Annotated in this window: 22 protein-coding genes and 1 tRNA gene; 10 read left to right on the top strand and 13 right to left on the bottom strand. The window is 72.5% G+C overall.

Going from position 1 to position 22,136, the window contains the following annotated elements; genetic code table 11:
• The first annotated feature begins 13 nt into the window (after positions 1 to 13).
• The 4 genes from ABZV77_RS27030 to ABZV77_RS27015 are packed head-to-tail and all read left to right on the top strand — an operon-like array spanning position 14 to position 4,790.
• Positions 14 to 1,198 carry an HpcH/HpaI aldolase/citrate lyase family protein gene (locus tag ABZV77_RS27030; RefSeq protein ID WP_356261858.1) on the top strand — a complete coding sequence of 395 codons (1,185 nt, stop codon included), beginning with the start codon at positions 14 to 16 and terminating at the stop codon, positions 1,196 to 1,198.
• A gap of 56 nt (positions 1,199 to 1,254) precedes the next feature.
• A complete protein-coding gene (locus tag ABZV77_RS27025) occupies positions 1,255 to 3,759 on the top strand; it encodes a phosphoribosyltransferase (RefSeq protein WP_356261856.1) in 2,505 nt (834 codons plus the stop codon).
• 2 nt (positions 3,760 to 3,761) lie between these two features.
• Positions 3,762 to 4,571 (top strand): HAD family hydrolase, encoded by an 810-nt coding sequence (locus tag ABZV77_RS27020; protein WP_356261853.1) that lies wholly within the window; start codon positions 3,762 to 3,764, stop codon positions 4,569 to 4,571.
• Between the two features lie 9 nt (positions 4,572 to 4,580).
• Positions 4,581 to 4,790 (top strand): zinc ribbon domain-containing protein, encoded by a 210-nt coding sequence (locus ABZV77_RS27015; RefSeq protein WP_356261850.1) that lies wholly within the window; start codon positions 4,581 to 4,583, stop codon positions 4,788 to 4,790.
• Positions 4,791 to 4,932: 142 nt separating this feature from the next.
• Here ABZV77_RS27015 and ABZV77_RS27010 read toward each other — a convergent pair whose 3' ends face one another.
• The 5 genes from ABZV77_RS27010 to ABZV77_RS26990 form a co-directional block, all read right to left on the bottom strand.
• A complete protein-coding gene (locus tag ABZV77_RS27010) occupies positions 4,933 to 5,877 on the bottom strand; it encodes a sugar kinase (protein ID WP_356261847.1) in 945 nt (314 codons plus the stop codon).
• Positions 5,874 to 6,509 (bottom strand): bifunctional 4-hydroxy-2-oxoglutarate aldolase/2-dehydro-3-deoxy-phosphogluconate aldolase, encoded by a 636-nt coding sequence (locus ABZV77_RS27005; protein ID WP_356261845.1) that lies wholly within the window; start codon positions 6,507 to 6,509, stop codon positions 5,874 to 5,876. Before ABZV77_RS27005 ends, ABZV77_RS27010 begins: the two co-directional genes overlap by 4 nt.
• A 23-nt stretch (positions 6,510 to 6,532) precedes the next feature.
• Entirely contained in the window at positions 6,533 to 7,054 is a 522-nt protein-coding gene (locus ABZV77_RS27000) for a DUF4383 domain-containing protein (RefSeq protein WP_356261842.1), read from the bottom strand.
• A 114-nt stretch (positions 7,055 to 7,168) separates the two neighbouring features.
• On the bottom strand, positions 7,169 to 8,665 hold the full coding sequence (locus tag ABZV77_RS26995; RefSeq protein ID WP_356261840.1) for a hypothetical protein: 1,497 nt from the start codon (positions 8,663 to 8,665) through the stop codon (positions 7,169 to 7,171).
• A gap of 77 nt (positions 8,666 to 8,742) precedes the next feature.
• A complete protein-coding gene (locus ABZV77_RS26990) occupies positions 8,743 to 9,597 on the bottom strand; it encodes a DUF4097 family beta strand repeat-containing protein (RefSeq protein WP_356261837.1) in 855 nt (284 codons plus the stop codon).
• Between the two features lie 183 nt (positions 9,598 to 9,780).
• Between ABZV77_RS26990 and ABZV77_RS26985 the strand changes: the two genes are divergently transcribed.
• Positions 9,781 to 9,852 (top strand) — tRNA-Val (locus ABZV77_RS26985).
• A 374-nt stretch (positions 9,853 to 10,226) separates the two neighbouring features.
• Positions 10,227 to 11,144: a PRC and DUF2382 domain-containing protein gene (locus ABZV77_RS26980; RefSeq protein WP_356261835.1), complete on the top strand. Its 918-nt coding sequence runs from the start codon at positions 10,227 to 10,229 to the stop codon at positions 11,142 to 11,144.
• Between the two features lie 97 nt (positions 11,145 to 11,241).
• On the opposite strand, the gene ABZV77_RS26975 is transcribed toward ABZV77_RS26980, so the two are convergent.
• Both ABZV77_RS26975 and ABZV77_RS26970 read right to left on the bottom strand, forming a co-directional pair.
• Positions 11,242 to 11,556, bottom strand: coding sequence for a hypothetical protein (locus tag ABZV77_RS26975; RefSeq protein ID WP_356261833.1), 315 nt, complete (start codon positions 11,554 to 11,556; stop codon positions 11,242 to 11,244).
• A 74-nt stretch (positions 11,557 to 11,630) separates the two neighbouring features.
• A complete protein-coding gene (locus tag ABZV77_RS26970; protein WP_356261831.1) occupies positions 11,631 to 11,990 on the bottom strand; it encodes a hypothetical protein in 360 nt (119 codons plus the stop codon).
• Positions 11,991 to 12,081: 91 nt separating this feature from the next.
• On the opposite strand from ABZV77_RS26970, the gene ABZV77_RS26965 reads away from it, so the two are divergent.
• Positions 12,082 to 12,306, top strand: coding sequence for a DUF2277 domain-containing protein (locus ABZV77_RS26965; protein WP_356261829.1), 225 nt, complete (start codon positions 12,082 to 12,084; stop codon positions 12,304 to 12,306).
• 113 nt (positions 12,307 to 12,419) lie between these two features.
• Here ABZV77_RS26965 and ABZV77_RS26960 read toward each other — a convergent pair whose 3' ends face one another.
• Entirely contained in the window at positions 12,420 to 13,037 is a 618-nt protein-coding gene (locus ABZV77_RS26960) for a VTT domain-containing protein (protein WP_356261826.1), read from the bottom strand.
• 296 nt (positions 13,038 to 13,333) lie between these two features.
• On the opposite strand from ABZV77_RS26960, the gene ABZV77_RS26955 reads away from it, so the two are divergent.
• A complete protein-coding gene (locus ABZV77_RS26955; RefSeq protein WP_356261824.1) occupies positions 13,334 to 13,924 on the top strand; it encodes a superoxide dismutase family protein in 591 nt (196 codons plus the stop codon).
• A 104-nt stretch (positions 13,925 to 14,028) separates the two neighbouring features.
• Here ABZV77_RS26955 and ABZV77_RS26950 read toward each other — a convergent pair whose 3' ends face one another.
• From ABZV77_RS26950 to ABZV77_RS26935, 4 genes are all read right to left on the bottom strand, one after another.
• Entirely contained in the window at positions 14,029 to 14,493 is a 465-nt protein-coding gene (locus ABZV77_RS26950; protein WP_356261822.1) for a DoxX family protein, read from the bottom strand.
• A gap of 78 nt (positions 14,494 to 14,571) precedes the next feature.
• Positions 14,572 to 16,464: an FAD/NAD(P)-binding protein gene (locus tag ABZV77_RS26945; RefSeq protein WP_356262685.1), complete on the bottom strand. Its 1,893-nt coding sequence runs from the start codon at positions 16,462 to 16,464 to the stop codon at positions 14,572 to 14,574.
• A gap of 192 nt (positions 16,465 to 16,656) precedes the next feature.
• Positions 16,657 to 18,312 (bottom strand): alkaline phosphatase D family protein, encoded by a 1,656-nt coding sequence (locus ABZV77_RS26940; RefSeq protein WP_356261819.1) that lies wholly within the window; start codon positions 18,310 to 18,312, stop codon positions 16,657 to 16,659.
• Positions 18,313 to 18,403: 91 nt separating this feature from the next.
• Complete coding sequence (locus ABZV77_RS26935) at positions 18,404 to 19,093, bottom strand: HNH endonuclease family protein (protein WP_356261817.1); 690 nt, start codon at positions 19,091 to 19,093, stop codon at positions 18,404 to 18,406.
• Between the two features lie 487 nt (positions 19,094 to 19,580).
• On the opposite strand from ABZV77_RS26935, the gene ABZV77_RS26930 reads away from it, so the two are divergent.
• A complete protein-coding gene (locus ABZV77_RS26930) occupies positions 19,581 to 20,159 on the top strand; it encodes a TMEM165/GDT1 family protein (RefSeq protein WP_356261815.1) in 579 nt (192 codons plus the stop codon).
• 223 nt (positions 20,160 to 20,382) lie between these two features.
• Positions 20,383 to 21,066 (top strand): HAD family hydrolase, encoded by a 684-nt coding sequence (locus tag ABZV77_RS26925; RefSeq protein ID WP_356261814.1) that lies wholly within the window; start codon positions 20,383 to 20,385, stop codon positions 21,064 to 21,066.
• Between the two features lie 74 nt (positions 21,067 to 21,140).
• Here ABZV77_RS26925 and ABZV77_RS26920 read toward each other — a convergent pair whose 3' ends face one another.
• Positions 21,141 to 22,094: a peptidoglycan-binding domain-containing protein gene (locus tag ABZV77_RS26920; RefSeq protein ID WP_356261812.1), complete on the bottom strand. Its 954-nt coding sequence runs from the start codon at positions 22,092 to 22,094 to the stop codon at positions 21,141 to 21,143.
• Between the last annotated feature and the right edge of the window lie 42 nt (positions 22,095 to 22,136).

Here is a 22,136-nt window from a genome sequence, read left to right as displayed (position 1 = left end):
AGCAGGGAATCACATGCGTCATTTCGGGCATATCACCCCAGAGGTGCGGCACCGCCTCTTCCACCGGGAGCCGTGTGCCTTCACCGCGGACTCCGCGCCCCACCTGCTCGCGCCCGCCTTGGGCGCCACGCTCTACAGCCCGGCCACCCGTCCCCGCCTCGCCGAGGACATCCTGAAACAGGCCGGGCGCGGGGTGGTCTCCATGGTGATCTGCCTGGAGGACTCCATCGACGACGCCGAGGTCGCCGACGCCGAGGAGAACCTGGTCCGGCAGTTCGCCGACCTGGCGGAGCGGGACGTGGAGCCGCCCCTGCTCTTCATCCGGGTCCGCGCCGCCGAACAGATACCGGACCTGGTCCGCAGGCTCGGGACGAACATCCGGTTGTTGTCCGGATTCGTACTGCCCAAATTCACCGAGGAGCGGGGCGTCCCCTTCATGGAGGCGCTGGTGGCCGCGGAGGCGGAGCTTCCGGCGGGACCCGACGGCCCGGCACGGCGGCTCTTCGCCATGCCCGTCCTGGAGTCGCCCGAGCTGCTGCACCTGGAGAGCCGCGCCGAGACCCTCGCCGGGATAGCCCGCACCGTCGACAAGTACCGCGACCGGGTCCTCGCGCTGCGCCTCGGCGTCACCGATTTCTGCTCGGCGTACGGACTGCGCAGGCCGCCGGACATGACCGCGTACGACGTGCAGATCGTCGCCTCCGTCATCGCCGACGTGGTGAACGTGCTGGGCAGGGCCGACGGCACCGGCTTCACCGTGACAGGACCGGTCTGGGAGTACTTCCGCGTCCAGGAGCGGATGTTCAAGCCGCAGCTGCGCCGCAGCCCCTTCCTGGAGGGCCGGGCCGACGAACTGCGCCAGGCCCTCATCGAGCACGACATGGACGGGCTGCTCCGCGAGATCGAGCTCGACCGCGCCAACGGCCTGCTCGGCAAGACCTGCATCCACCCCTCGCACGTGCTGCCCGTGCATGCGCTCTCCGTGGTCAGCCACGAGGAGTTCAGCGACGCCGAGGACATCCTGCGTCCGGAGCGGGGCGGCGGCGGGGTCCTGCGCTCCTCGTACACGAACAAGATGAACGAGGTGAAGCCGCACCGCGCCTGGGCCGAGCGGACCCTGCGCCGCGCCGAGGTCTTCGGCGTCGCCAGGGAGGACGTCGGCTTCGTGGAGCTGCTCACCGCGGGGCTTCCCGCCTGAACCGCCGGGCCTGTCGCCCGAACGGCCGGAACCCCCGGCCGATGAACCTAAGGAACATGACGTACGTGACTGAAGACGCGGTGCCGGAGACAGCGGCGGCGGGATGGTCGGGGACCTGGGTCGCCGAGCGGCTCGGGGTCGGCCTCGAAGGCGACGAGGCGCTGCGCGGCATGCTCGGCCTCGCCCTGCGCCGCAACCCCAAGCGGGCCCACCTCCTGGTGTCGAACGTCCTGGGCAAGCACGTCCCGCAGCACCCCTCGGCCGTGTACGCGGCCGGGCGCGACCTCGGCGTCCGGGTGCGGGACCTCCTCGGCGACGACGAGGCCGGGCGCGCCGTCGTCCTCGGCTATGCGGAGACCGCGACGGGCCTCGGCCACTCGGTCGCCGACGGCGTCGCCCTCGCCCCCTACCTGCACTCCACTCGGCGCCCCGTCGAGGGCGTCGAGCGCGCGGGCGGCTTCGAGGAGTCCCACTCGCACGCCACCTCGCACCTGCTGCTGCCCGAGGACCCGCGGCTGCTCGCCGGGGACGGGCCGCTGGTCCTCGTCGACGACGAGTTCTCCACCGGCAACACCGTCCTGAACACCGTCCGCGCCCTCCACGAGCGCTTCCCGCGCGAGCGGTACGTCATCGTGGCGCTGGTCGACATGCGCTCGCCCGAGGACCAGGGGCGGCTCGCCGCCTTCGCCCGCGAGATCGACGCGCGCGTCGACCTCGTGGCGACGTTGTCCGGCACGGTGCGGCTGCCCGACGGCGTCCTGGAGAAGGGGCAGGCGCTGGTCGCCGAGCACGAGAGCGGGCCTGATGGTGCCGCCGTCCCGCAGCCCCGGGGGGAGCGCGGCCGAATCGGCCGGGTCGAGCTCGGCTGGCCCGCGGGTCTCCCCGACGGCGGGCGGCACGGCTTCACGCCCACGCACCGCGCGGCCCTGGGCGCCGCCCTGCCCGGCATGGCGGCCCGGATCGCGAAGGCGCTGCCCGACGGGGCGCGCCGCGTGCTCGTCCTCGGCTTCGAGGAGCTGATGTACGCCCCGCTCGCGCTCGGCGTCGAGCTGGAGCGGCGGACCGGCGCGGAGGTGCGGTTCTCCACCACGACCCGCTCGCCCGTCCTCGCCGTGGACGACCCCGGCTATGCGATACGCACCCGCCTCGCCTTCCCCGCGCACGACGAGCCCGCCGACGGGCCGGGGACCCGGTACGCCTACAACGTCGCCGGGGCGGGCTTCGACGCGATCGTCGCGGTCGTGGACTCGGTCGCCGACACCCCCGAACTGCACGCGCGGGACGGCCTGTTGGCGCAGCTGGCCGCGCACACCGGACACGTCCTGCTGGCCGTCGTCCCCTCGTACGTACCTGAATACGCACCTGAATACGCACCTCAGCACGTTCCTGAAAGGTCCCGCATGCTCCCCGAGCCCCTCCGCGGCCCCGACTTCTCCTCGTACGCACCCGAAGACGTCGGCTGGCTGCTCCAGGACCTCTCGGACGTGACGCTCGAAGCGCCCACGGAGGAGCGCGAGGAGGCGATACAGAGCGGTGGCGCGCACTACGCCGAGTCGCTGCCCGTCGAGTACCAGCCCAGCGAGCGCTACCAGGACCTGTTCCGCGCCGCCCTCGAGACCTCCGCCGCCCGCATCGCGCAGGCCGTCGGAACCGTCACCGAGACCGTGCTCGCCGAGCGGTCGCCGCGCCCGGTGCTCGTCTCGCTGGCCCGCGCCGGTACGCCCGTCGGCGTCCTGATGCGCCGCTGGGCCACGCACCGGCACGGCCTCGACCTGCCGCACTACGCGGTGTCGATCGTCCGCGGCCGCGGCATCGACGCCAACGCCCTGCGCTGGCTCGCCGCCCACCACGACCCGTCCGACGTCGTCTTCGTCGACGGCTGGACCGGCAAGGGCGCGATCACCCGTGAACTGGCCGACGCGGTGCGGGAGTTCGAGGAGGAGGGGGGCGCCACCGGATTCAGCCCGGAGATCGCCGTGCTCGCCGATCCCGGCTCGTGCGTCCGCACCTATGGCACCCGCGAGGACTTCCTCATCCCCTCCGCCTGCCTCAACTCCACGGTCTCCGGACTGATTTCGCGTACGGTGCTCCGCGCCGACCTGGTCGGCCCGGACGACTTCCACGGCGGCAAGTTCTACCGCGAGCTCGCGGGCACCGACGTGTCCGGCCACTTCGTCGACGCGATATCCGCCCGCTTCGACGAGGTCGCCGACGCGGTCGACGTGCGGGTCAAGGAGCTGCTGGCCGCCGACCGCGCGCCGACCTGGGAGGGCTGGGCCGCCGTCGAGCGGATCAGCGAGGAGTACGGCATCCACGACGTGAACCTCGTCAAGCCGGGCGTCGGCGAGACGACCCGGGTGCTGCTGCGCCGCGTCCCCTGGAAGATCCTGGCCCGCAAGGGCGCGGGCGCGGACCTCGATCACGTACGCCTGCTCGCCGAGCAGCGGGGCGTACCCGTCGAGGAGGTCGACGAACTCCCCTACACCTGCGTCGGGTTGATCCATCCCCAGTACACGCGCGGCGCGACGGGCGCGGACGGCAAGGCGGTGGCTTCCCAGTGACCGTGACCAGGATCGTCGCGAGTGACCTCGACCGCACCCTCATCTACTCCGCCGCCGCCCTCGGCCTGACCATGCCGGACGCCGAGGCGCCGCGCCTGCTCTGCGTCGAGGTGTACGAGGGCAAGCCGCTGTCGTACGTCACCGAGGCCGCCGCCGGGCTCCTGGCCGAGCTGGCGCGCACGGCCGTCTTCGTGCCGACCACCACGCGCACCCGCGAACAGTACGGGCGCATCCATCTCCCCGGCCCCGCACCGAAGTTCGCGGTCTGCGCCAACGGCGGGCACCTGCTCGTCGACGGCGTCTCCGACCCCGACTGGCAGTCGGCGGTCGCCCGCCGTCTCGCCGCGGAGTGCGCCTCGCTCGACGAGGTCCGCGCCCACCTCGTGCGCACCGCCGACCCCGCCTGGCTGCTCAAGGAGCGCGTCGCCGAGGACCTCTTCGCGTACCTCGTCGTCGAGCGCGCGCTGCTGCCCGACGAGTGGGTCAAGGAACTCGCCGTCTGGGCCGAGGGGCGCGGCTGGACCGTGTCGCTGCAGGGCCGCAAGCTCTACGCCGTGCCGAAGCCGCTCACCAAGAGCGCGGCCGTGCGGGAGGTCGCCCGGCGGGCCGGGGCCGAGGAGATCCTCGCCGCGGGCGACTCGCTGCTCGACGCCGACCTGCTGCTCGCGGCGGACCGCTCCTGGCGGCCGGGGCACGGCGAGCTCGCGGACACGGGCTTCACGGCGGCGGGGTTGACGGTGCTGGCCGAGCGGGGGGTCGCGGCGGGGGAGAAGATCGCCGAGGCGTTCCTGTCGGCGGTGGGGCCCCGCTAGCCTGGGGCCATGCCTCGTTATGAGTACCGGTGCCGGTCCTGCGGTGACACGTTCGAACTGAGCCGTCCCATGGCCGAGTCGGGTGCGCCCGCGGAGTGCCCTGTCGGGCATGCGGACACGGTGAAGTTGCTGTCCACGGTGGCGGTGGGGGGCGCGTCGGCTGCGCCTTCGCCTCGGGCTGGCGGGGGCGGATGCTGTGGGGGCGGTTGTTGCGGCTGAGGTCGTCCTCGGGGCGCCTGGGGGCGGCTGGTTGTGGTGAGCCGCCGGTCCGTTGTGGCTGGTCGCGCAGTTCCCCGCGCCCCTGGGTAGTCCGCCTCAGCCTTGCCACGCGCCCCCTGAGCAGTCCACCTGGGCCTGCGCGTCAGCGGACCACCGTGCCAGGGCCCGCCGTCAGCAGCGTCAGTTCCTGTCGGGTGGGGGCGCCTTCCCAGTCGCCCCGGGATGCCACCGCGAACGCGCCCGTGGTGATCGCTCGGTCCAGGCGGGTCGGTACGTTCGCGTCGTCCAGGAGTGCCGACAGGTAGCCCGCGACGAACGCGTCGCCCGCGCCGACCGCGTCCACGGCGCGGACCTCGCGTGCGGGGGAGTGCAGCGTGTCGTCCGCGGTGTGGACCGTGGCGCCCTGCGCGCCGAGCTTCACCACGAGCTCGCGGATCCCCTCGGCCAGGAGGTCCTTCTCCGGGGTTGCCGAGGGCTGCGGCGGCAGGCACAGCGGCAGTTCGTCGTCGGAGGCGATGAGCACGTCGACGTAGGGGAGCCAGGCACGCAGCTCGGTCGCCGCCTGCTCGGAACTCCACAGGCGGGAGCGGAAGTTCACGTCCAGGCAGACCTGTGTGCCGTGCTCGCGGGCGAGCCGCAGGGCGCGTCGGCAGGCCTCCGCCGCCGACGGGCCGAGGGCCGGGGTGATGCCGGTGAGGTGCAGGACGCGCGGCGGCCCGGCGGCGAAGGCCGCCTCGACCGCTTCGGGGGCGAGCCGCGAACCTGCCGAGCCCGCGCGGTAGTAGTGCACGCGGGTCACTTCCGGCAGCCGCGGCTCGAAGAGGATCAGGCCCGTCGGGGCCTCCGGGTCCCGCGTGGCCGCGCCGACGTCGACGCCCTCCGCGCGCAGCGTGCGCAGGACCAGCTCGCCCGCCTCGTCGTCGCCGACCGCGCCCGCCCAGTGGACGGTGTGGCCGAGCCGGGCAAGGCCGATGGCCACGTTGCTCTCGGCCCCGGCGACCGACAGGTCCATGGAGCCGCCCAGTTTGAGGGGACCGCTGCCGCGCAGGGCGACCATGGTCTCGCCGAGGGTCAGGACGTCGCTCATCGGGCCACCGCCTCCGCGACCCGCACGAACTCCGCCGCCCTCGTCCGCAACGCACCCAGGTCGCCGCCGTCGGCCGCATCGCCGATCAGCGGCGAGCCGACGCCCACCGCGACCGCGCCGAGCTTCAGATACGCCTCGGCGGCCACCGCGTCCACACCGCCGACCGGCACGAACGGGACGTCGGGGAACGGCGCGCGCAGCGCCTTGAGGTAGCTGGGGCCGCCCATCGCCGACGCGGGGAAGATCTTCAGCGCGGTCACGTCCGCCGCCCGGGCCGCGATGACGTCGGTGGGCGTGAGGACGCCGCCGAGTACCGGAAGCCCCAGGTGGACGGCCTCGTCCACGCCCGCGCCGAGGCCGGGCGTGACGATGAGGTTGGCGCCCGCATCGGCGGCCCGGCGGGCGTCGTCGGCGGTGCGGACCGTGCCCGCGCCGAGCCAGGCGTCCGTGCCGAGCTCGGTCCGCGCCCGGCGCAGCACGCCCAGCGCGTCGGCGCCGCTGAGGGAGACCTCGACGAGTGGGACACCGGACTCCACCAGCGTCATGACCGTACGGAAAGAGGCGTCTGGGTCGGTGCCGCGCACGATGGCGACGAGGCGCCGCGCCCGGAGAGCCGTGGGGAAGTCGAGCATCTCCCCACATTCGCACAACCGTTTCAGCCGGTCCGATCCGGGTGGCGCGCCTTCCAGTACGGGTTGTCGTGCGGCAGCCCGCCGCTGACCCTGCCGTACATCCCGAAGGTCATGAGCAGCACGCCCACCACGAAGCTGAAGAGGACGTTCTGGATCCGGAACGCCAGGATGTTGTGGCTGGAGTCCAGCAGGGCGAGGTTGACGAAGCCGCTCACGATGAACGCGACGCCGAGGACCGTGTTCAGGGTCGAGGCGAAGTTCCCGCCGATCACCATGCCGACGAGGAGCAGCAGACCGGCGACGATCGACAGGACGCTGAGGGCGCCGTTCGTACTGAGTCCGGCGACCGTGTCACCGCGGGTGTCGAAGAATCCGATCTTGTCGATGAGCCCGAGGATGCCGAACGCGAGCAGGACCAGGCCCATCAGGCCCGCGCCCGCGCGGTAGACCTGGTTCAGCCGGTGGTCGACGGGCAGATGCTCGTCGAGCGTGATGTGGCGCCGGTTTCCCCGCTTCGTCCCTGGATGGAGCACATGCGTGGCCATGCCAGCCTCCTGGTGCGGGCGGAGGACGACGTACGTCCGCACGCCGAGCCCCGTACGCCACTCCAGGATCCGCCTGCGGGAGGCGGACTGCCAACCGCAGCCGCTCCGGGCCCCTCAGGCACCCTGCCCCCGCTCCTCCCTTATCTGCGCGACCACGCGCGCCACGGTCGTGCGGACCGCCTCGGTCTCGGTCAGGAAGTGCCAGTAGTCGGGGTGGCGGCCTTCCAGGGACGCCACCGCGCGGTCCAGGCGGGCCACGGATTCGTCGAGCGGGCGGGCGTGCCGCTGCTCGGGCGTCTGGCGGCCCGCCATCGCCAGGCGCTGCGCGTCCCGGATCGCGAAGCGGGTGCGCTCGATCTCCTGCTGCGGGTCCTTCGACACCGCGTTCAGCCGCTGCAGGCGGTCGCCTGCCGCGGAGACCGCCTCGTCCGTGGTGTTCAGCAGCGCACGGACCGTGGAGAGCAGCGAGGTGGCGTCCGGCCAGCGCTGCTCGGCGCGCGCCTGCTGGGCCTCCTTCAGCTTGGCTTCGGCCTGGCGCACGTTCTCCGCGGCCTGGTCGGGGACGTGCTGCAGGTCCTGCCAGCACGCGGCGGAGAACCGGCGCCGCAGCTCGCTGAGGACCGGCTCGACCTGGCTGGTGCGGGTGGTCAGCGCCTGCGCGCGGGTGCGCAGGGAGACGAGCCGCCGGTCGGTCTCGGCGGCCCGCTCGGGCAGCTGCTCGGCCTCGGCGCGCACGGCCTCGGCGTCGCGCAGGACGCGGTCGGCGCGCTGCAGCGTCTCCGGCACGCCGTGGCGGCCCGCGCCCTGGTTGAGCTTGGTCAGCTCGGGGCCGAGGGTCGCAAGGCGGGCGGCGAGGTCGTCGGCCTTGAGTCCGGCCGCGCGCACGGAATCGAGGGCGTTGCTCGCGGCGAGCAGGGTCTGGCGGGCCCGCTCCACCGCGGGGGCGAGCCGGGCGAGCTGGGTCTCCGCCTTGTCGAGCAGCGGGCCGAGGCCCTGCTGGAAGCGCTCCAGGTCCTGCTTGGCCTTGCCCAGCTCCGTCTTCGCGGCGGTGAGCTCGGTCCTTGCGCGGGCCGCGACGGAGGACTCCAGGTCGTCCCGGTCCAGGTCGTGGGCGTCCACGGCGCTGATGTACTGATGGCTGACCTCGTCGATGCGGTGCCCGATCGCTTCGAAGTCGGAGACGGCGCGCCGGGCCGCGGGCGAGGAGTCGACGGCCACGATCGTCTCGATGGAGATGCGCAGGTCGCGCTGGGCGGTGTCCAGTTCGTAGAACGCCGCGGCGGCGGCGTCCTTGGCGGCCTGCGCCTCGGCGCGCTGACTCTCGCCGCGCCCGCCGAACCAGCGCCGGGTGCCGCCGCCCGCGAACGCGGCCGGGACGGTGAGGGCGAGCAGGGGCAGGGAGAGGGTGACGACGGTGACGAGGGCGAGGGCGTCACGCAGGGGGCCGCGGCGTGCGCTCCCGCGGCGTGCGCTTCCGCGGGGCGGGTGAGAGGGGGCTTGCGAGCGCCGCCCGCCACCCTCGGTACCACCTGCCCCTACGGCCCCTGCCTCTGCCGCGCTCTCGGCCCCTGCTCCGTCCGGTGTGTACGGCTGCGAAGGTGTCGCCGTCACTATCCCTCTCCCGTGCTGTCATCCGCCCTGCCCGGTGTCACATTCTCCCACCGGTTAAAGACGAATACACGGGCCCGTTAGTTCGCGCTGCGCACCGTGACTTTGCCGTCGGAGCTGTGGACGGACACGTGGTGGGGGCTGCCGTCGTCCCGCGGCACCGACACGTCGACGGCGCTGTCGGAGGTCTCGGTCCGTACGTCGTACCGGACGCGCTTGCCGTCCTGCTCCTTCGGCACCGCTATGTCGACGGAGCCGTCCTTGCTGCGGGCCTCGACACGGTCGGGCACGGCGGCCAGCGCCAGCCGCACGGACCCGTCCTTGGAGTCGACGGCCACCCGCCCGGACGTGACGTCGCGCGCGGTGATGGAGCCGTCGGAGCTGTGCAGGCCGAGCGGTCCCTCGGCCCCCTCGACGGTGATCGACCCGTCGGAACTGTTCACGTCGAGCGGTGCGCCGGAGTCCTTGACGGTGACGGACCCGTCCTTCGTACGCACCTTCATCGCGTCCCGGAACCCGCCGGCCGAGACGCTGCCGTCCTTGTTCTCGACGGTCACGGCGACTCCGCGGGGCACCTCCACGCGGTGCTTGGCCGAGCAGTTGGCGATGATTCCGGAGCACTCCACGCCGAGCTTCAGCCGGTCGCCGTCCATCTCCCACGTCACCTTGGGGTCGCCGCCGAGCACGGTCTCCCCGTCGAACCACCGGGTCACCTTCACGCCCTTGGCGCCGCGGCCCGCCGGGACGAGTTCGAGCGAGGTGTCGCTGGACTCGACGGTCAGCGTCTTCCCCGCCAGGGCGAAGGTCCGGTGCTCCGGTTCCGTGTCGCCATCGGCGTCGGCCCCGCACGCGCCGACGAGCAGGGCGACGGCCACGGTCCCGCCGACGGCGGCGAGGGCGCGGGCGGCGCGTGGACGGCGGGTGCGGACGGTCATGACGGATCCCCCTGTAATGATCTTGCTCGTCTCCGACAGACTCTACGGAGCCGCCCGAGTCGGCAGGATCCGGACCGCCACCGGATTCGGGGTGGGGTTAACCCCCGGACGCGGGGCCTCCGGCGGCGCAAAAGGGGTTTGCGGGGCACTGCCTGCGGCAAGGTAGGCTGTCCACTCGTTCCCGGGCGCGTAGCTCAGGGGTAGAGCGCCTCCCTTACAAGGAGGATGTCGGCGGTTCGAAACCGTCCGCGCCCACCGGGTTTTACCTGCACAAAGGCCCCTCACCGTGATCGGTGAGGGGCCTTTTGCAGATCGTTGGGGAGTTCCTCAGGAGATCAACCCTCGGTCTCGCAGGGGTCGATGGTGAGCGTCCGGTTCGAGGGTCTCGGACCGTTGAGGTCCTCGGCTGGAAGGCGTAGCTCGAATGGGCTAATCGAGGGGTCGTGGGGCAGAGCGGGTGGATCGCCTCAGGCGTGCCGCTGGGCCGGTTCCGTGGCGCTCTCCGCGTACGTTCCGTCACTTTCCTGGTTGCGGTGGGCGGCAACGCGGAGCGCGATGGAGGGGAAGCGTGCGTCTGCCGTGGCGAGAGTCGATTTCGTCCGTCGCGCGCTCCGAGGGAGTGATCACCCATGACGCAGGGCGAAGGCTTCACCAACTCCGACGGACTCGCGGGCATGACGGCCTACGACCGGACCGGCGAGAAGATCGGCAGCGTCGAGCAGGTGTATCTCGACGACCGCAACGGTCGCCCCGAGTGGGTCACCGTCAAGACCGGTCTCTTCGGTATGAAGCAGAGCTTCGTCCCGCTCGCCGGAGCCCGCCGCCAGGACGACCAGCTGCACGTCGCGACGACCAAGGAGGCCGTCAAGGACGCTCCCCGTATCGACGCCGACCAGCACATAGAGCCGGGTGAGGAGCACGAGCTGTACGCCCACTACGGGCTCACCCGGCCCGAGGCGACCGCCCGTGGCGTGGCCGGCGGCGCGGCCGGTGGCGCGCCGATGGCCGGTAAGCGGGGCCGTGAGGGCATGCGTGAGCGTGAGGGCATGGCCGGAATGGCTGGTGCTGGTGCTGGTGCTGGTGCCGGGATGGTTGGTGCGGGGGCCGCCAGTCGGTCCGCCGGGCGTGACGACGGCAAGGCCGACGAGATGATCCGCTCCGAAGAGCGGCTGCGGGTCGGCACGGAGGAGGAAGTGGTCGGGCGGGCCCGGCTGCGCAAGGTCGTCGTCACCGAGAACGTGAAGACGTCCGTGCCCATCTCCCACGAGGAGGTGCGCGTCGTCCGCGAGCCCATCCGCGAGGGCGACGGCACGCGCGCCACTATCGGCGAGGCCGAGACCGAGGTGACCCTGCACGCCGAGAAGGCGGTGGTCCGCAAGGAGTCCGTGCCGGTCGAGCGCGTGCGGCTGGAGACCGAGAAGGTCACCGAGACGCAGGAGATCTCCGACACGGTGCGCAAGGAGCAGATCGAGTACGACGGCGGCAAGGGCGAGCGCGGTGCCAAGGGCGAGGGCTGGCGCGACCGGAAGCAGGGCCCGCGTCACTGATGGCGCTGATGTGCCCTGTCCGTGCGAAGGCCCCCCGCCGATCCGGGCGGGGGGCCTTCGCGCGTGCAGGTGACGACCTGCCCGACCTGCGGCGGTGTCAGCGGGAGCCGGGGTGCGTTCTGCGGTACCGACGGTCCCAGCGCTCCATGCGTTCCTTGCGGATGCGGTAGTCGCGGTAGGTCTTGGGGTAGCTGCTGCCCCCGCCTCCACCTCCACCGGCGCCCCCGCCCATGCCACCGCTCGCGGAGCCGCTCCCCGAACTGCCGCCCGAGTCGCTCTTCTTGGCGGACGAGCCGCTTTCGTAGAAGCGCGCCAGGTAGAAGACGAGCGCCGCTGCGGCAAGCCACAGCAGTGGTTGGCTGAAACCCAGGCCGAAGAGGGCCAGGATCGCGACAACTATCAGGACGTTCAAGGCAGCACCTCCATGGCTCGAAGGGGGCTCTCGTGCGGGGCTGATAGGGAGTCAACGCCCGCGGTCTGCGCCTGTCAATGGCTAGGCGGAGAGGGAGTCGCCGGCTTCTCATGGGCGTGCTTGAGGGCCGCGCGCGCGGCGACGGCGTCCGGTCCAGTGACTTGTTCCCAGTACTTGTGACACGTCACGAAAACAGCCAACTCACGCTCTCTGGAACGGAGTTCCTCCACTTCGGCCTGTTCGTCCCTGCTCCAGCCGGGAGAGGCGGGGCGTTCCACCTTTCGCCAGCCGCCGGTGTCGCTGAACCCGTCGAGGGGCTCGACCGACCAGGGCAGACGTTTGAGCAGTGCGAGGAGCACGGAGCGGATCTGGTGCAGTTCCTCCTGTCCGGCGAGGAGGTCGCTCGGGAAGTCATGGGCTGGGGTGACAGGCACGCCGTAATGGTACTCCTGTTCGAATTGCGTGTGCGAGTGGCGCGCGCAACGATCCGGCCGAGTTGTCAGTGGGCGGTGGCAGGCTGGAAGCATGTGCCGAAGCATCAAGACGCTCCGCCCGCCCGCGATCCCCGAGGACGCCACCGAGGAGGAGATCCGCGCGGCCGCGCTCCAGTACGTCCGGAAGGTCTCCGGCTTCCGCGCCCCGGCCGCCCACAACCGCGAGGTCTTCGATCACGCGGTGGACGCGGTGGCGAAGGCGACGACGGAACTGCTGGCGGGCCTGGAGGTGCGCGGGGCGGCGCGGGCGTCATAGCTGTGTAGGCGTGTCCGTGCCAAGGGCCACGCAAAAGACCGCGCCCAGGACGGAATCCTGTGCGCGGTCGGTTGCGCGGTCGGAGGGTGGTCGGTCCGCTGTCGCGGGGCGGGTCAGCTCGCCGTCGTGGGGCGGCGGACCAGGAACGCCGCGCCCGCGCCCGCCGCGAACAGCGCGAGCAGGGAGACGCCCGTGGCCAGCCAGGTCGCGCCGAGCCACTGCCCGCCGAAGTAGCCGAGGGCGACGCTGTAGCCCGCCCAGGCCAGGCCCGCCAGGGCGGACCACGGGAGGAACTCGCGCACCTTGCGGTGGGCCGCGCCCGCGCCGAGGGAGACGATCGAGCGGCCCGCGGGTGCGAAGCGGGCGATGACGACGAGGACGCCGCCGCCCCGCGCGAGCGCCGTGCCGAGGCGTTCCTGCGCGCTGGTCAGGCGCCGGGAACGGGCGATCGCGCGGTCGAGGCGTGCGCCGCCGCGCCAGGCGAGCCGGAAGGCGACCATGTCGCCGAGCACGGACGCGGTGGCGGCACAGAGCGTGAGCATCAGGATGTCGGGCACGTTGTGCGGGACCTGCCCCGCCGCCCCGGTCCCCGCCGCCGCGGCCGCGGTCGCCGACATGATGACGATGACCCCGCTCGGCAGGACGGGCACGAAGACGTCGAACAGGACAGACAGGGCCACGACCGCGTAGATCCACGGACTGCCGGTCAAGGCCCCCACACTCTCAAGCACCGTAACTCCCCGTTACTCCCCGATCGGCAGCGCGTTGCCGCTGTGTCGCGCGGAGAACGGCAGGGGCGGCCTTGGTGACAGCTGTACAGCGTACGCGGCGCGAAGGGCGGGAGATCCACTGGGGGCTTAGATGTTCCCTACATCACGTTCACCCGGCTGCCTCCCCTGGTGAGGCGTACGGCCCCGAAGTCCCGTACGAACGAGTCAGTACCCGAGCGGAGCACGGGCGGAAACGCGCGCGGAAACACGAGCGGGACACGGGCGCGACACGGGCGGTACGAGGGACGGAGCGGGCGATGGTGGCAGGGATGCTGGCCGGTGCGGTGGCGGCGGCGATGCTGGCCACGGGCGGCGGCGTGGCCGAAGCGGCGGTGGGGAGCTCATGGGCGCGGGCCGAGGCGTGGTTCGCGCCGCCGACGGCCTTCATCCCCTCGCCCGCGGTGACGTACGACGTGGGTCTGGTGCCCGCGGCGTCCTGGATCGAGGTCGAGCAGCGCAGCTTCGAAGGCGGCGACACGACCGTCACGCTGCGGGTCAGGGGCATGAAGCCGGGCCACGCGTACGGCGTGCACGTGCACCAGAAGCCGTGCGGCGCGAACCCGGAGGCGGCGGGCGGCCACTACCAGCACCGCGTCGACCCGGTCCAGCCGTCGAAGGACCCTGCCTACGCCAACGCGGAGAACGAGGTGTGGCTGGACTTCACCGCCTCAGTGGACGGCTCCGGAGCGGCGAGCGCACAGCACGACTGGGCGTTCCGGCCGGGCGAGGCCGCTTCCGTGGTGCTGCACGACGAGCCGGGCGGCGCGGGCGACCGGGCCGCCTGCTTCACGGTGCCGTTCGCGGCCCTGCCGGAGGCGCAGCAGTCGGGCAGCGCGTGGGGCGTGTAGACGCTTAGAGCCGCCGGTACGGGCTCGGTACGGCGACGGCGCCCCCTTCCCCGTACGTACGAGGAAGAGGGCGCCGTCGTCGGAACCGGAGCGTGCGCCGCAGGTCAGGCCGCGACCGGCGTGTGCTTCGCGTCCGCGCCCTCCTTGTCCGCGCTCTTGGCGTCTTCCGCCCGCGAGGCGAAGAACCGGTCGAGGCCGAACGCGCCGGACCCGGTGAAGACGAAGAGCAGCATCGCCCAGCAGAAGATCGCCGCGGCCTCGCCGCCGTTCTCCATGGGCCACAGGGCCTCGGGCTGGTGGACCTTGAAGTAGGCGTAGGCCATCGAGCCGGACGAGATGAACGCGGCGGCGCGGGTGCCGAGGCCCAGCAGGACCAGGACGCCGCCGACGAGCTGGATGACGGCCGCGTACCAGCCGGGCCAGGTGCCGACGTCGATCGTGCCGCCGCCCGACGCGCCGCCGAGGACGCCGAAGAGCGAGGCGGCGCCGTGGCAGGCGAAGAGCAGGCCGATCACTATGCGGAACACGCCGAGGGCGTAGGGCTGGGCGCTGTTGAGACGTCCAGTCATGGTGGGGACTCCTTCGGTTTGGGGACGGTAACCGAGCGGAGGCCCAAGATTAGGGCAACCTAATTAGTGCTTGCAAGTTCAACATTCGGTCAATCGGAGGTTCCGCTTCGGCTCGGCCCGGGGTTCGGGCGGCGATCCGGCGGTCCCGGTGGCCGTGCGCAGGGCGGCCCGCGCCACCGCGTCGGCGTCCGACAGCGTGACCGAGTCGACGCCGGGCCTCGCACCGGCCGCGGTCACCCAGTGGACCCCTTCCGTGGGCACTCCGAACGCGAACCTGCGGGCGTGGGACCGGCCTTGACGGTCGATCAGGTGATAGGGGCGCGGAGTCACGTCCAGGCCTCCGGTTTCATAGCCGTCGACCACATGGGCCCGGCACCGGCCGTCCGTCAGGAGCCGTCCGAGCAGCGCGTCGCCGGTGCGGCGCAGGTCCGGCTCGGGCAGCCTGGCCTCGATCAGCGAGGTGACGCGGACGACGGAGTCCTGGACGTCGGGGGAGTGCGCGAGGAAGGAGCCGTCCTCGGGCCGCAGGCTCAGGCGGGGCCCGAGCACCTCAAGGACCCCCGCCTCGATCAGCGCCGCCATCTCCTCGATGCGGCGGCGCGGCGGGCCGATGGAGAGGAAGGCGTTGAGCGGCGTGTACCAGCGGTCGAGGTGGTCGCGGCGCGAGACACCGGAGAGGCCGCCGTGGTCGACGACTCCGCGGAGCTCGTTGCGCAGATCGCGGAGCACGTCGAGCGCGGCCTTCAGCGGGCCCGCGACATTGCCGAGCGCGGCCTGCGCGACGTCCTCGCGCAGCCGGTCGAGAAGCCAGGCGCGGTGTGCCTGCGGGGAGGTGAAGGGGCGGGACGGGTGCGGCTGGGAGAGCCGCTCCCAGGACCAGCGGTCGGCCTCCGCGACCCCGAACGCGTCAAGCACCAGCGCCTCTTGGGGGCTCTGGTGCCCGACGGCCAGAAACCGCCCCCGGAAGTCGCACGCGTCCGGGACGCCGCTCCCGCCCTCGCCCTCCAGCAGCGCCGCGTAATAGACCGTCTCCACCTCCTTCGCGATCAGCGGCCATATCTCGCCGAGGAAGTCGGGCGCGTCGCCGCTGTCCGCGCGCTTGCGGAAGCGGGCCACGACGTCGGCGGTGAGGACGGCGGGCTCGTGCCGTCCGTACGGGCCCTTCGCGTTGTCGCCGCGCGCCTGGTACGGCACGCCGCGCCGCGATCCCGCGTACAGGCGCGGCTCGCGGCCCGAGGGCTCGTACCGCAGCGCCCCGCCGGGCGTTCGTGCGTACCGTCCGCCGCGCGCCTCGGTCAGGAGCGCCATGTGGTCGAAGAAGTTGAGGCCGAGGCCGCGCAGCAGTACCCGCTCGCCGGGGGCGATGACGGACAGGTCGAGGTCGGCGGGGTTGGCGGGCGGGAAGTGGCGCAGGCCGTGCCGTGCCGCGTGGTCCGTCAGGCGCCGCTGCTCCGGCCCGGCGGCGGCAGGCAGGTGGCCCTGCGCGAGCACGACCGCCGAGAGGCCGGAGAGTTCGAGACCGTCGTCCAGTACGAGGGTCTGCAGCCCGTCGGCCGTCTCGTCCAGGCGCACCGCGCGCGCCGCGTGGACCTGGACGCGGACCGTGCCGGGGGCGCGGCGCACCGCTTCGGCGAAGACCCACTCCAGATAGCGGCCGTAACAGGCGCGGGTCGGATAGTCGTCGGGCCCGAGCCCCGGAACCCGCCCGTCGGCGGCCCATTCGTACAGGCTCGGACCCGGGCGTATCGGCCCCGAGCAGTCGACGCTCGCGTCGGTGAAGAGGGTCACCTGGGAGGCGACGGTGTTCATCAGGAGCTCGGCGGGCTGCGCCGTGCGCCAGACGCGGCCCGCGCCCGGCGGGTCCGGGTCGACGACGTGGACCGTCAGCCGCGCCCCGGTCGCGAGGAGCCCGGCCGCCGACGCGCAGAGCCGTTCGAGCACGCTGGTGCCGCGGGGGCCCGCGCCGACCAGGGCGAGCGCGGCCGCGTCGGATGCGGTCCTGCGCCGCGCGGGTGGGAGCGGTGCGGGTACAGGTGCAGACAAAAGCGTGACTCCTGGGGCATAGAGAACGCTGGAACCGGACGGTCCGCATCATCATGCCGTCGGCACCCTCGATGCCGAACCCCGAACGTCGCACAGTCCCTTATGCGAGCCGTGTCTCGTCTATGAGAGCCGTGTCTCGTCCGCCTTCTCCAGGCGTACGCCCCCGCCGCGCACCGCCCGCGCCTGATCCAGCCGGAGCCGGGCCGAACGGCCGCGCAGCGTCAGGGTCATGAGCTGGTTGCCGAACCAGGGCCCGCCCGTCCTGCGCCAGTCGATGCCCGCCTGCGACACCCCGCCGTGCCGGGCGAAGCGCCGTCCGAGGCCGCGCCCCACGCGGCTCCAGCCGAAGCGGAAGCCGAGCTTGAGCACCGAGGGGATGGAGTTGTGGACGGGGGAGCAGGTCAGCTGGAGGACCCGGGCGTCGGGCCCGTCGCCCGAGGGCCAGCTCGGCTCGGCGACGTAGGCGTGGTGGACGTCGCCGGAGAGCACGCACACCGTCGCGGGGGCCTGCGGGCCCGAACCAGCCTCCGTGATCAGCGCGGTGAGCGCTTCGAAGGAGGCGGGGAAGGCGGCCCAGTGCTCCAGGTCGGAGCGCCTGCGCAGGTTCTCCCCGAAGCGGGCCCAGCGCTCGCCGCGCGCACCGCTGCAGAGCGCGGCGTTCCACCCCTCGGCGTCATGGATGAGGTGGGGGAGCAGCCAGGGCAGGGAGGTGCCGATGAGGAGGTGGTCGTACGTGCCCGGGTCCGCCAGCGCCTGCTCGCGCACCCAGTCGGCCTCGTCGGCGTCGAGCATGGCGCGCTCGCCCTCCGCAAGGACGCGGGCCGCGCGGGTGTCCACCATCAGCAGCCGGACCCGCCCGAAGTCCCGCCGGTAGCTCCAGCGGGCGGCCCGCGCGTCCGCGTCCGCCGCGGCGGCGAAGGCGCGCAGCTCGTCCGTGCCGTCCGGGGCCGCGCACACGGAGGCGTAGAGGTCGTCGCGCGCCAGTTCCTCGGGCGGCAGATTGCCGAGGTGCTGATGGACCCAGTACGACATGAGGCCGCTCAGGATGCGCTCGCGCCACCAGGGCGTGGCCCGCATCTCGGCGAGCCAGGCCGCACTGGTGTTCCAATCATCGATCACGTCATGATCGTCGAAGATCATGCAGCTGGGGACGGTCGACAGCAGCCAGCGGACCTCCGGGTCGAGCCAGGACTCGTAGTAGAGGTGGGTGTACTCCTCGTAGTCCGCGACCTGGACGCCCGGCGGGTCGGTGAGGTCCCGGCGGGCGGCGAGCCAGCGCTGGGTGGCCTGGGACGTCTGGTCCGCGTACACCTGGTCGCCCAGGAGCAGCAGGACGTCCGGGCGCTCGGCGTCCGGGTCGGCGGCTATGCGGGCGGCGAGGGTGTCCAGCGCGTCGGGCCCCACGGGATCGTGCTCGCCGGACGGCGGGGCGGCCCAGCGGCAGGAGCCGAACGTGACCCGCAGCTCCTGGTCGTCACCCGGCTCCGCGGGGGTGCGGATGGTGCTCGCGGGGTAGGGCGAATCGGGCAGCGGCCACACGGCGGCCCCCGCGCCGTCGCCGAGCCGCACCTCGTACGCCGTCTCCGTGCCCGGCGTCAGTCCGGTCACGGGGACGAGCGCGTAGTGGTGCCCCGCGATCTGGAAGGTCCGCGCCGTACCTCCCGCGCCGTCCGCGCACCGCACCTCGGCGGTGCAGGGCCGGTCGGCCTCGACCCAGACGGTTGCCGTCGAACCGTCGACGTACCTCAGCAGTGGACCCAGGCGCAGCCGTGCCACAAGTGATCACCCTCCTCTGTCGCCCCGTACGGTACGGAACGCCAGAGGAGGGCGGGCCGGTTCCGCGACAACCCGTCCGGCTTCTCCGAGGTCAGCAGCCGTTGAGGATCGAGGAGAGCTTGCTCTTCTCCTCGGTGTTCACCGTCAGCTTGTAGTGGTGCTTCACGTCCACCCACATCCGGGCGTAGTAGCAGTGGTACGAGGCGGTGGGCGGCAGCCACTCGGCCGGGTCCTTGTCGCCCTTGGCCTGGTTCACGTTGTCGGTCACGGCGATCAGCTGCGGCCGGGTCAGGTCGTTGGCGAAGCCCTCGCGCTGTGCGGTGGTCCAGCTGTTCGCGCCGGACTTCCAGGCCTCGGAGAGCGGCACGACGTGGTCGATGTCGAGGTCGGACGCGACGGTCCAGGTGGCGCCGTCGTAGGCGGACTTCCAGGTGCCGGAGGTCGCGGCGCAGCTGGAGTCCTGCTCGACGTCGGTCCCGTCGCGCTTGAGGACGACCTCTCGGGTGTTGCAGGCGCCGGACTGCGTCTTCCAGTGCGGGAACTTGTCGCGGCTGTAGCCGTCGGAGGAGCCCTCGGCCTTGACGGTGAGGTCGCCGAGGTAGGTGCGGGCGGTGGCGGCGCTGACCGGGGCCGGGGGAGCGGCCTGGGCGGTGGAACCGGTGACGAGGGTGGCGGCGGCGGCCAGGGCGACGGCCGCGGCGGCGAAGGCGGGCCGGGTGTACCGGGCGGGCCGGGTGCTTCGGGTGCCCGGGGTGTGTCGACGCGCGTAGACAGCGGACATGCGAACTCCTCTGGTGTGGGGGGAAGTTGACCGGTGGGGCGGTCATCGTTGCGGGCAGGGGTTACTGGCGGATGTGCGTCTGGTGACAGGGTCGCGTCAAATAGGTGCGGACTTCAAGAGTTCTGGCGCCGCGTCATATGCGTGTCGCGCGCCCGGAGTTGCGTTCGAGTGACCCAGGTCACTGTCAGGCGGGGCGAAAGTCCCTGGCCAGGGGCGGTCGAAGGTCGCGTACGATGGATGGCGCAGAAGGGGAGTAGCTCTTCGCCGGACCGTCGACATACTGCTCAGCTCGTCTGAGCCGGCGCCCGGAGGCAGGCCCCATGGGGCAGGCCAGCGAGACCTTCGGCAAGCAGTGCAGACGTACGCATCCCGCGTACGTCCAGACGTCCACATCCGTGTACGTCCGTGTGCGCTGCCGTGCCGAGGTGTCGTACGCGAAACGGTGGAACACTCTCGGTGGGGCGGCTCCCGACCGATTGAGGAACCCTTGATCAGCTTCAGCGTGATGGCGCTCGTCTTCGGCGTCGTCTTCCTGGCCGAGCTGCCGGACAAGACGGCGCTGGCCGGTCTCGTCCTCGGTACGCGCTACCGCGCCTCCTACGTCTTCGCCGGTGTCGCGGCGGCCTTCACCGTCCACGTGGTGCTCGCCGTCGCGGCGGGCAGCGTCCTGACCCTGCTCCCGCAGCAGCTGGTCCATGCGCTGACCGGCATCCTCTTCCTCGCGGGCGCCGCGATGCTGCTGCTCAAGGGCGGCGACGACGATGGTGAGGTCAAGCAGCCCGAGAACCAGAGCTTCTGGAAGGTCTCCGGCGCGGGCTTCATGCTCATCCTGGTCGCCGAGTTCGGCGATCTGACGCAGATCATGACCGCCAACCTGGCGGCCCGCTACGACGACCCGCTCTCCGTGGGTCTCGGTGCGGTGCTCGCGCTGTGGGCGGTCGCGGGCCTCGGCATCGTCGGCGGCAAGGCGCTGATGAAGCGGGTGCCGCTGGCGCTCATCACGAAGATCGCGGCGCTGCTGATGCTGGGGCTCGGGGTGTGGAGCCTGTACGAGGCGATTGCCTGACGGCGATTGCCTGACGGCGATTGCGTGGCGGTGGGTGCGTGACGGCGATTGCGTGACGGGGATTGCGCCCACTTTAGGGCGCTTAGGTGGTGTGACCTGCGGCGTTGGCTTTTGTGGCCCACGTTTTGTACCGTGCAGGAACAAAGTGGCTCCGCCCGTACTCCCTGACCGGCGGGCGGGGCTGCCTTGATCTTCCGCCGCCTCTGCGCTCTGGAGCACCCCGATGACGGCCACGACCGCCGACCCCGTCGCCCCCGTTCTGACCGCCCGGGCCGTGCTCCTCGACATGGACGGCACCCTCGTCAACTCCGACGCCGTTGTCGAACGCTGCTGGCAGCGCTGGTCCACGCGGCACGGGCTCGACTTCGACGAGGTCATCAAGGTCGTCCACGGGCGGCAGGGGTACGCGTCCATGGCGGTGCTGCTGCCGGAGCGGTCCATGGCGGAGAACCACGCGGAGAACCGCGAGATGCTCGCCGCGGAGACCGCCGACATGGAGGGCGTCGTCCCGGTGCCCGGCGCGCCCGCGTTCCTGGCGTCGCTGACCGGCCTCCGGCTGCCGCACGCGCTCGTGACCTCCGCCGACGTGCCGCTGTCCACCGGACGCATGGCCGCGGCCGGGCTCGCCCTTCCGGACGTGCGGGTGACCGCCGAGAGCGTCGGCGCGAGCAAGCCCGACCCCGAGGGGTTCCTCAAGGGCGCGGCGGCGCTCGGCTTCGAACCTGCGGACTGCGTGGTCTTCGAGGACTCCGGGGCGGGGATCCGTGCGGGGCAGGCGGCGGGCATGCGGGTCGTGGGCATAGGCCCCCGCGCCGCGGAGTTCGGCCCCACGGTGCACGTCGAGGACCTCACCTCGGTGCGGGTTGCCGACGCGGGCGACGGCTCGATCCGGCTGACGTTCGGCTGATCGCCTGCGGTTGATCGCCTTCGGCTTCGGCTGAAGTTCTCGCTTCTCGCTGGTGTTCGGTTCTTCGCCGGACCTCAGGGTTCCGTCGTCTCCGACTCCAGGCTGTGTCGCGTCTCGCGGCCGTATTCGCCCGGTGCGTCGTCCCTGAGGCCGCGGGCCCACTGGTAGCGGCTCACCGCGTCGGTGACCTCGGACGTGTACGTGCCGTCCCGCTCACCCATGTACAGGTACAGCTGCGCCAGCCTGTCCTGTAGTTCCGTGACCCGCGCCCCCTTGTCCCCCTGCCGCAGCGTCGCGTCGGTCGTCCTGCGCGGCGGTGACGCCGAAGCCGACGGTCCGACCGATCCCGTCGCGCGGGACGTCGGCGGCGGCGAGGACGAGGACGAGGGCGTGGACGACGTCGAGCGGGTGGGCGTCGGCGGCGCGGACTGCCGGGCGCCCGGCAGGGCGGAGGGGGCCCGCGAGGCCGACGCCGACGGGTTCGCCGAGGGCGGCGCGGGCTTGGTCGGGTCCGCGTACGCCGACGTCAGGTCGTCCGACAGCGCCCGGTCCCGGGTCGGTCCGTCCGAGGCCGAGGAGAGCAGCCCCATCGCGAAGACGGTGGCGGCTGCCACGGCCGCGACGGCGCCCGCGCCGACGAGCAGCATGAGGCCGCGTTTGCGGGCGGGGGACTTGTCGCGCGGATCTTCGTGCGGCGCGGAAGCCGGGTCCGTACCCGTGTCCGCGGCGAAGAGGCGTACATCCGTGGCTGCGGGTGGAGGATCGCCCGGACCCTCGGCCGCACCGGCACCGGCACCGGCACCGGCACCGGCACCCGCAATCGGGCCGCTGCCCCCCTCGTGATCTTCCGGCGGAGCCGAGGGCTCCGGCTCCGGCTCCTGCAGCGAAACGTACGGCCGTATCCGCAGCGGATCGAAGTCGGCCGCGGCCGCTGCCGCGGCAGACCGCTCCCGTGCCCGGTCCCGCCCGTCGCGCTCGCCGTCAGCGGCACCGTCCTGACGTTCTCTTTCTTCTTCCTGTCCGGCCACCGGCCGTCCCTCCCCTCATCAGTCCCGCCCGCCCCGAGAGCT

It is taken from the genome of Streptomyces sp. NPDC004732, from assembly GCF_040609235.1.
In the GTDB taxonomy this organism is placed as follows: domain Bacteria; phylum Actinomycetota; class Actinomycetes; order Streptomycetales; family Streptomycetaceae; genus Streptomyces.
Note: the sequence above shows the minus strand (reverse complement) of the source record. Positions and strands in the feature narration are given on the sequence as shown.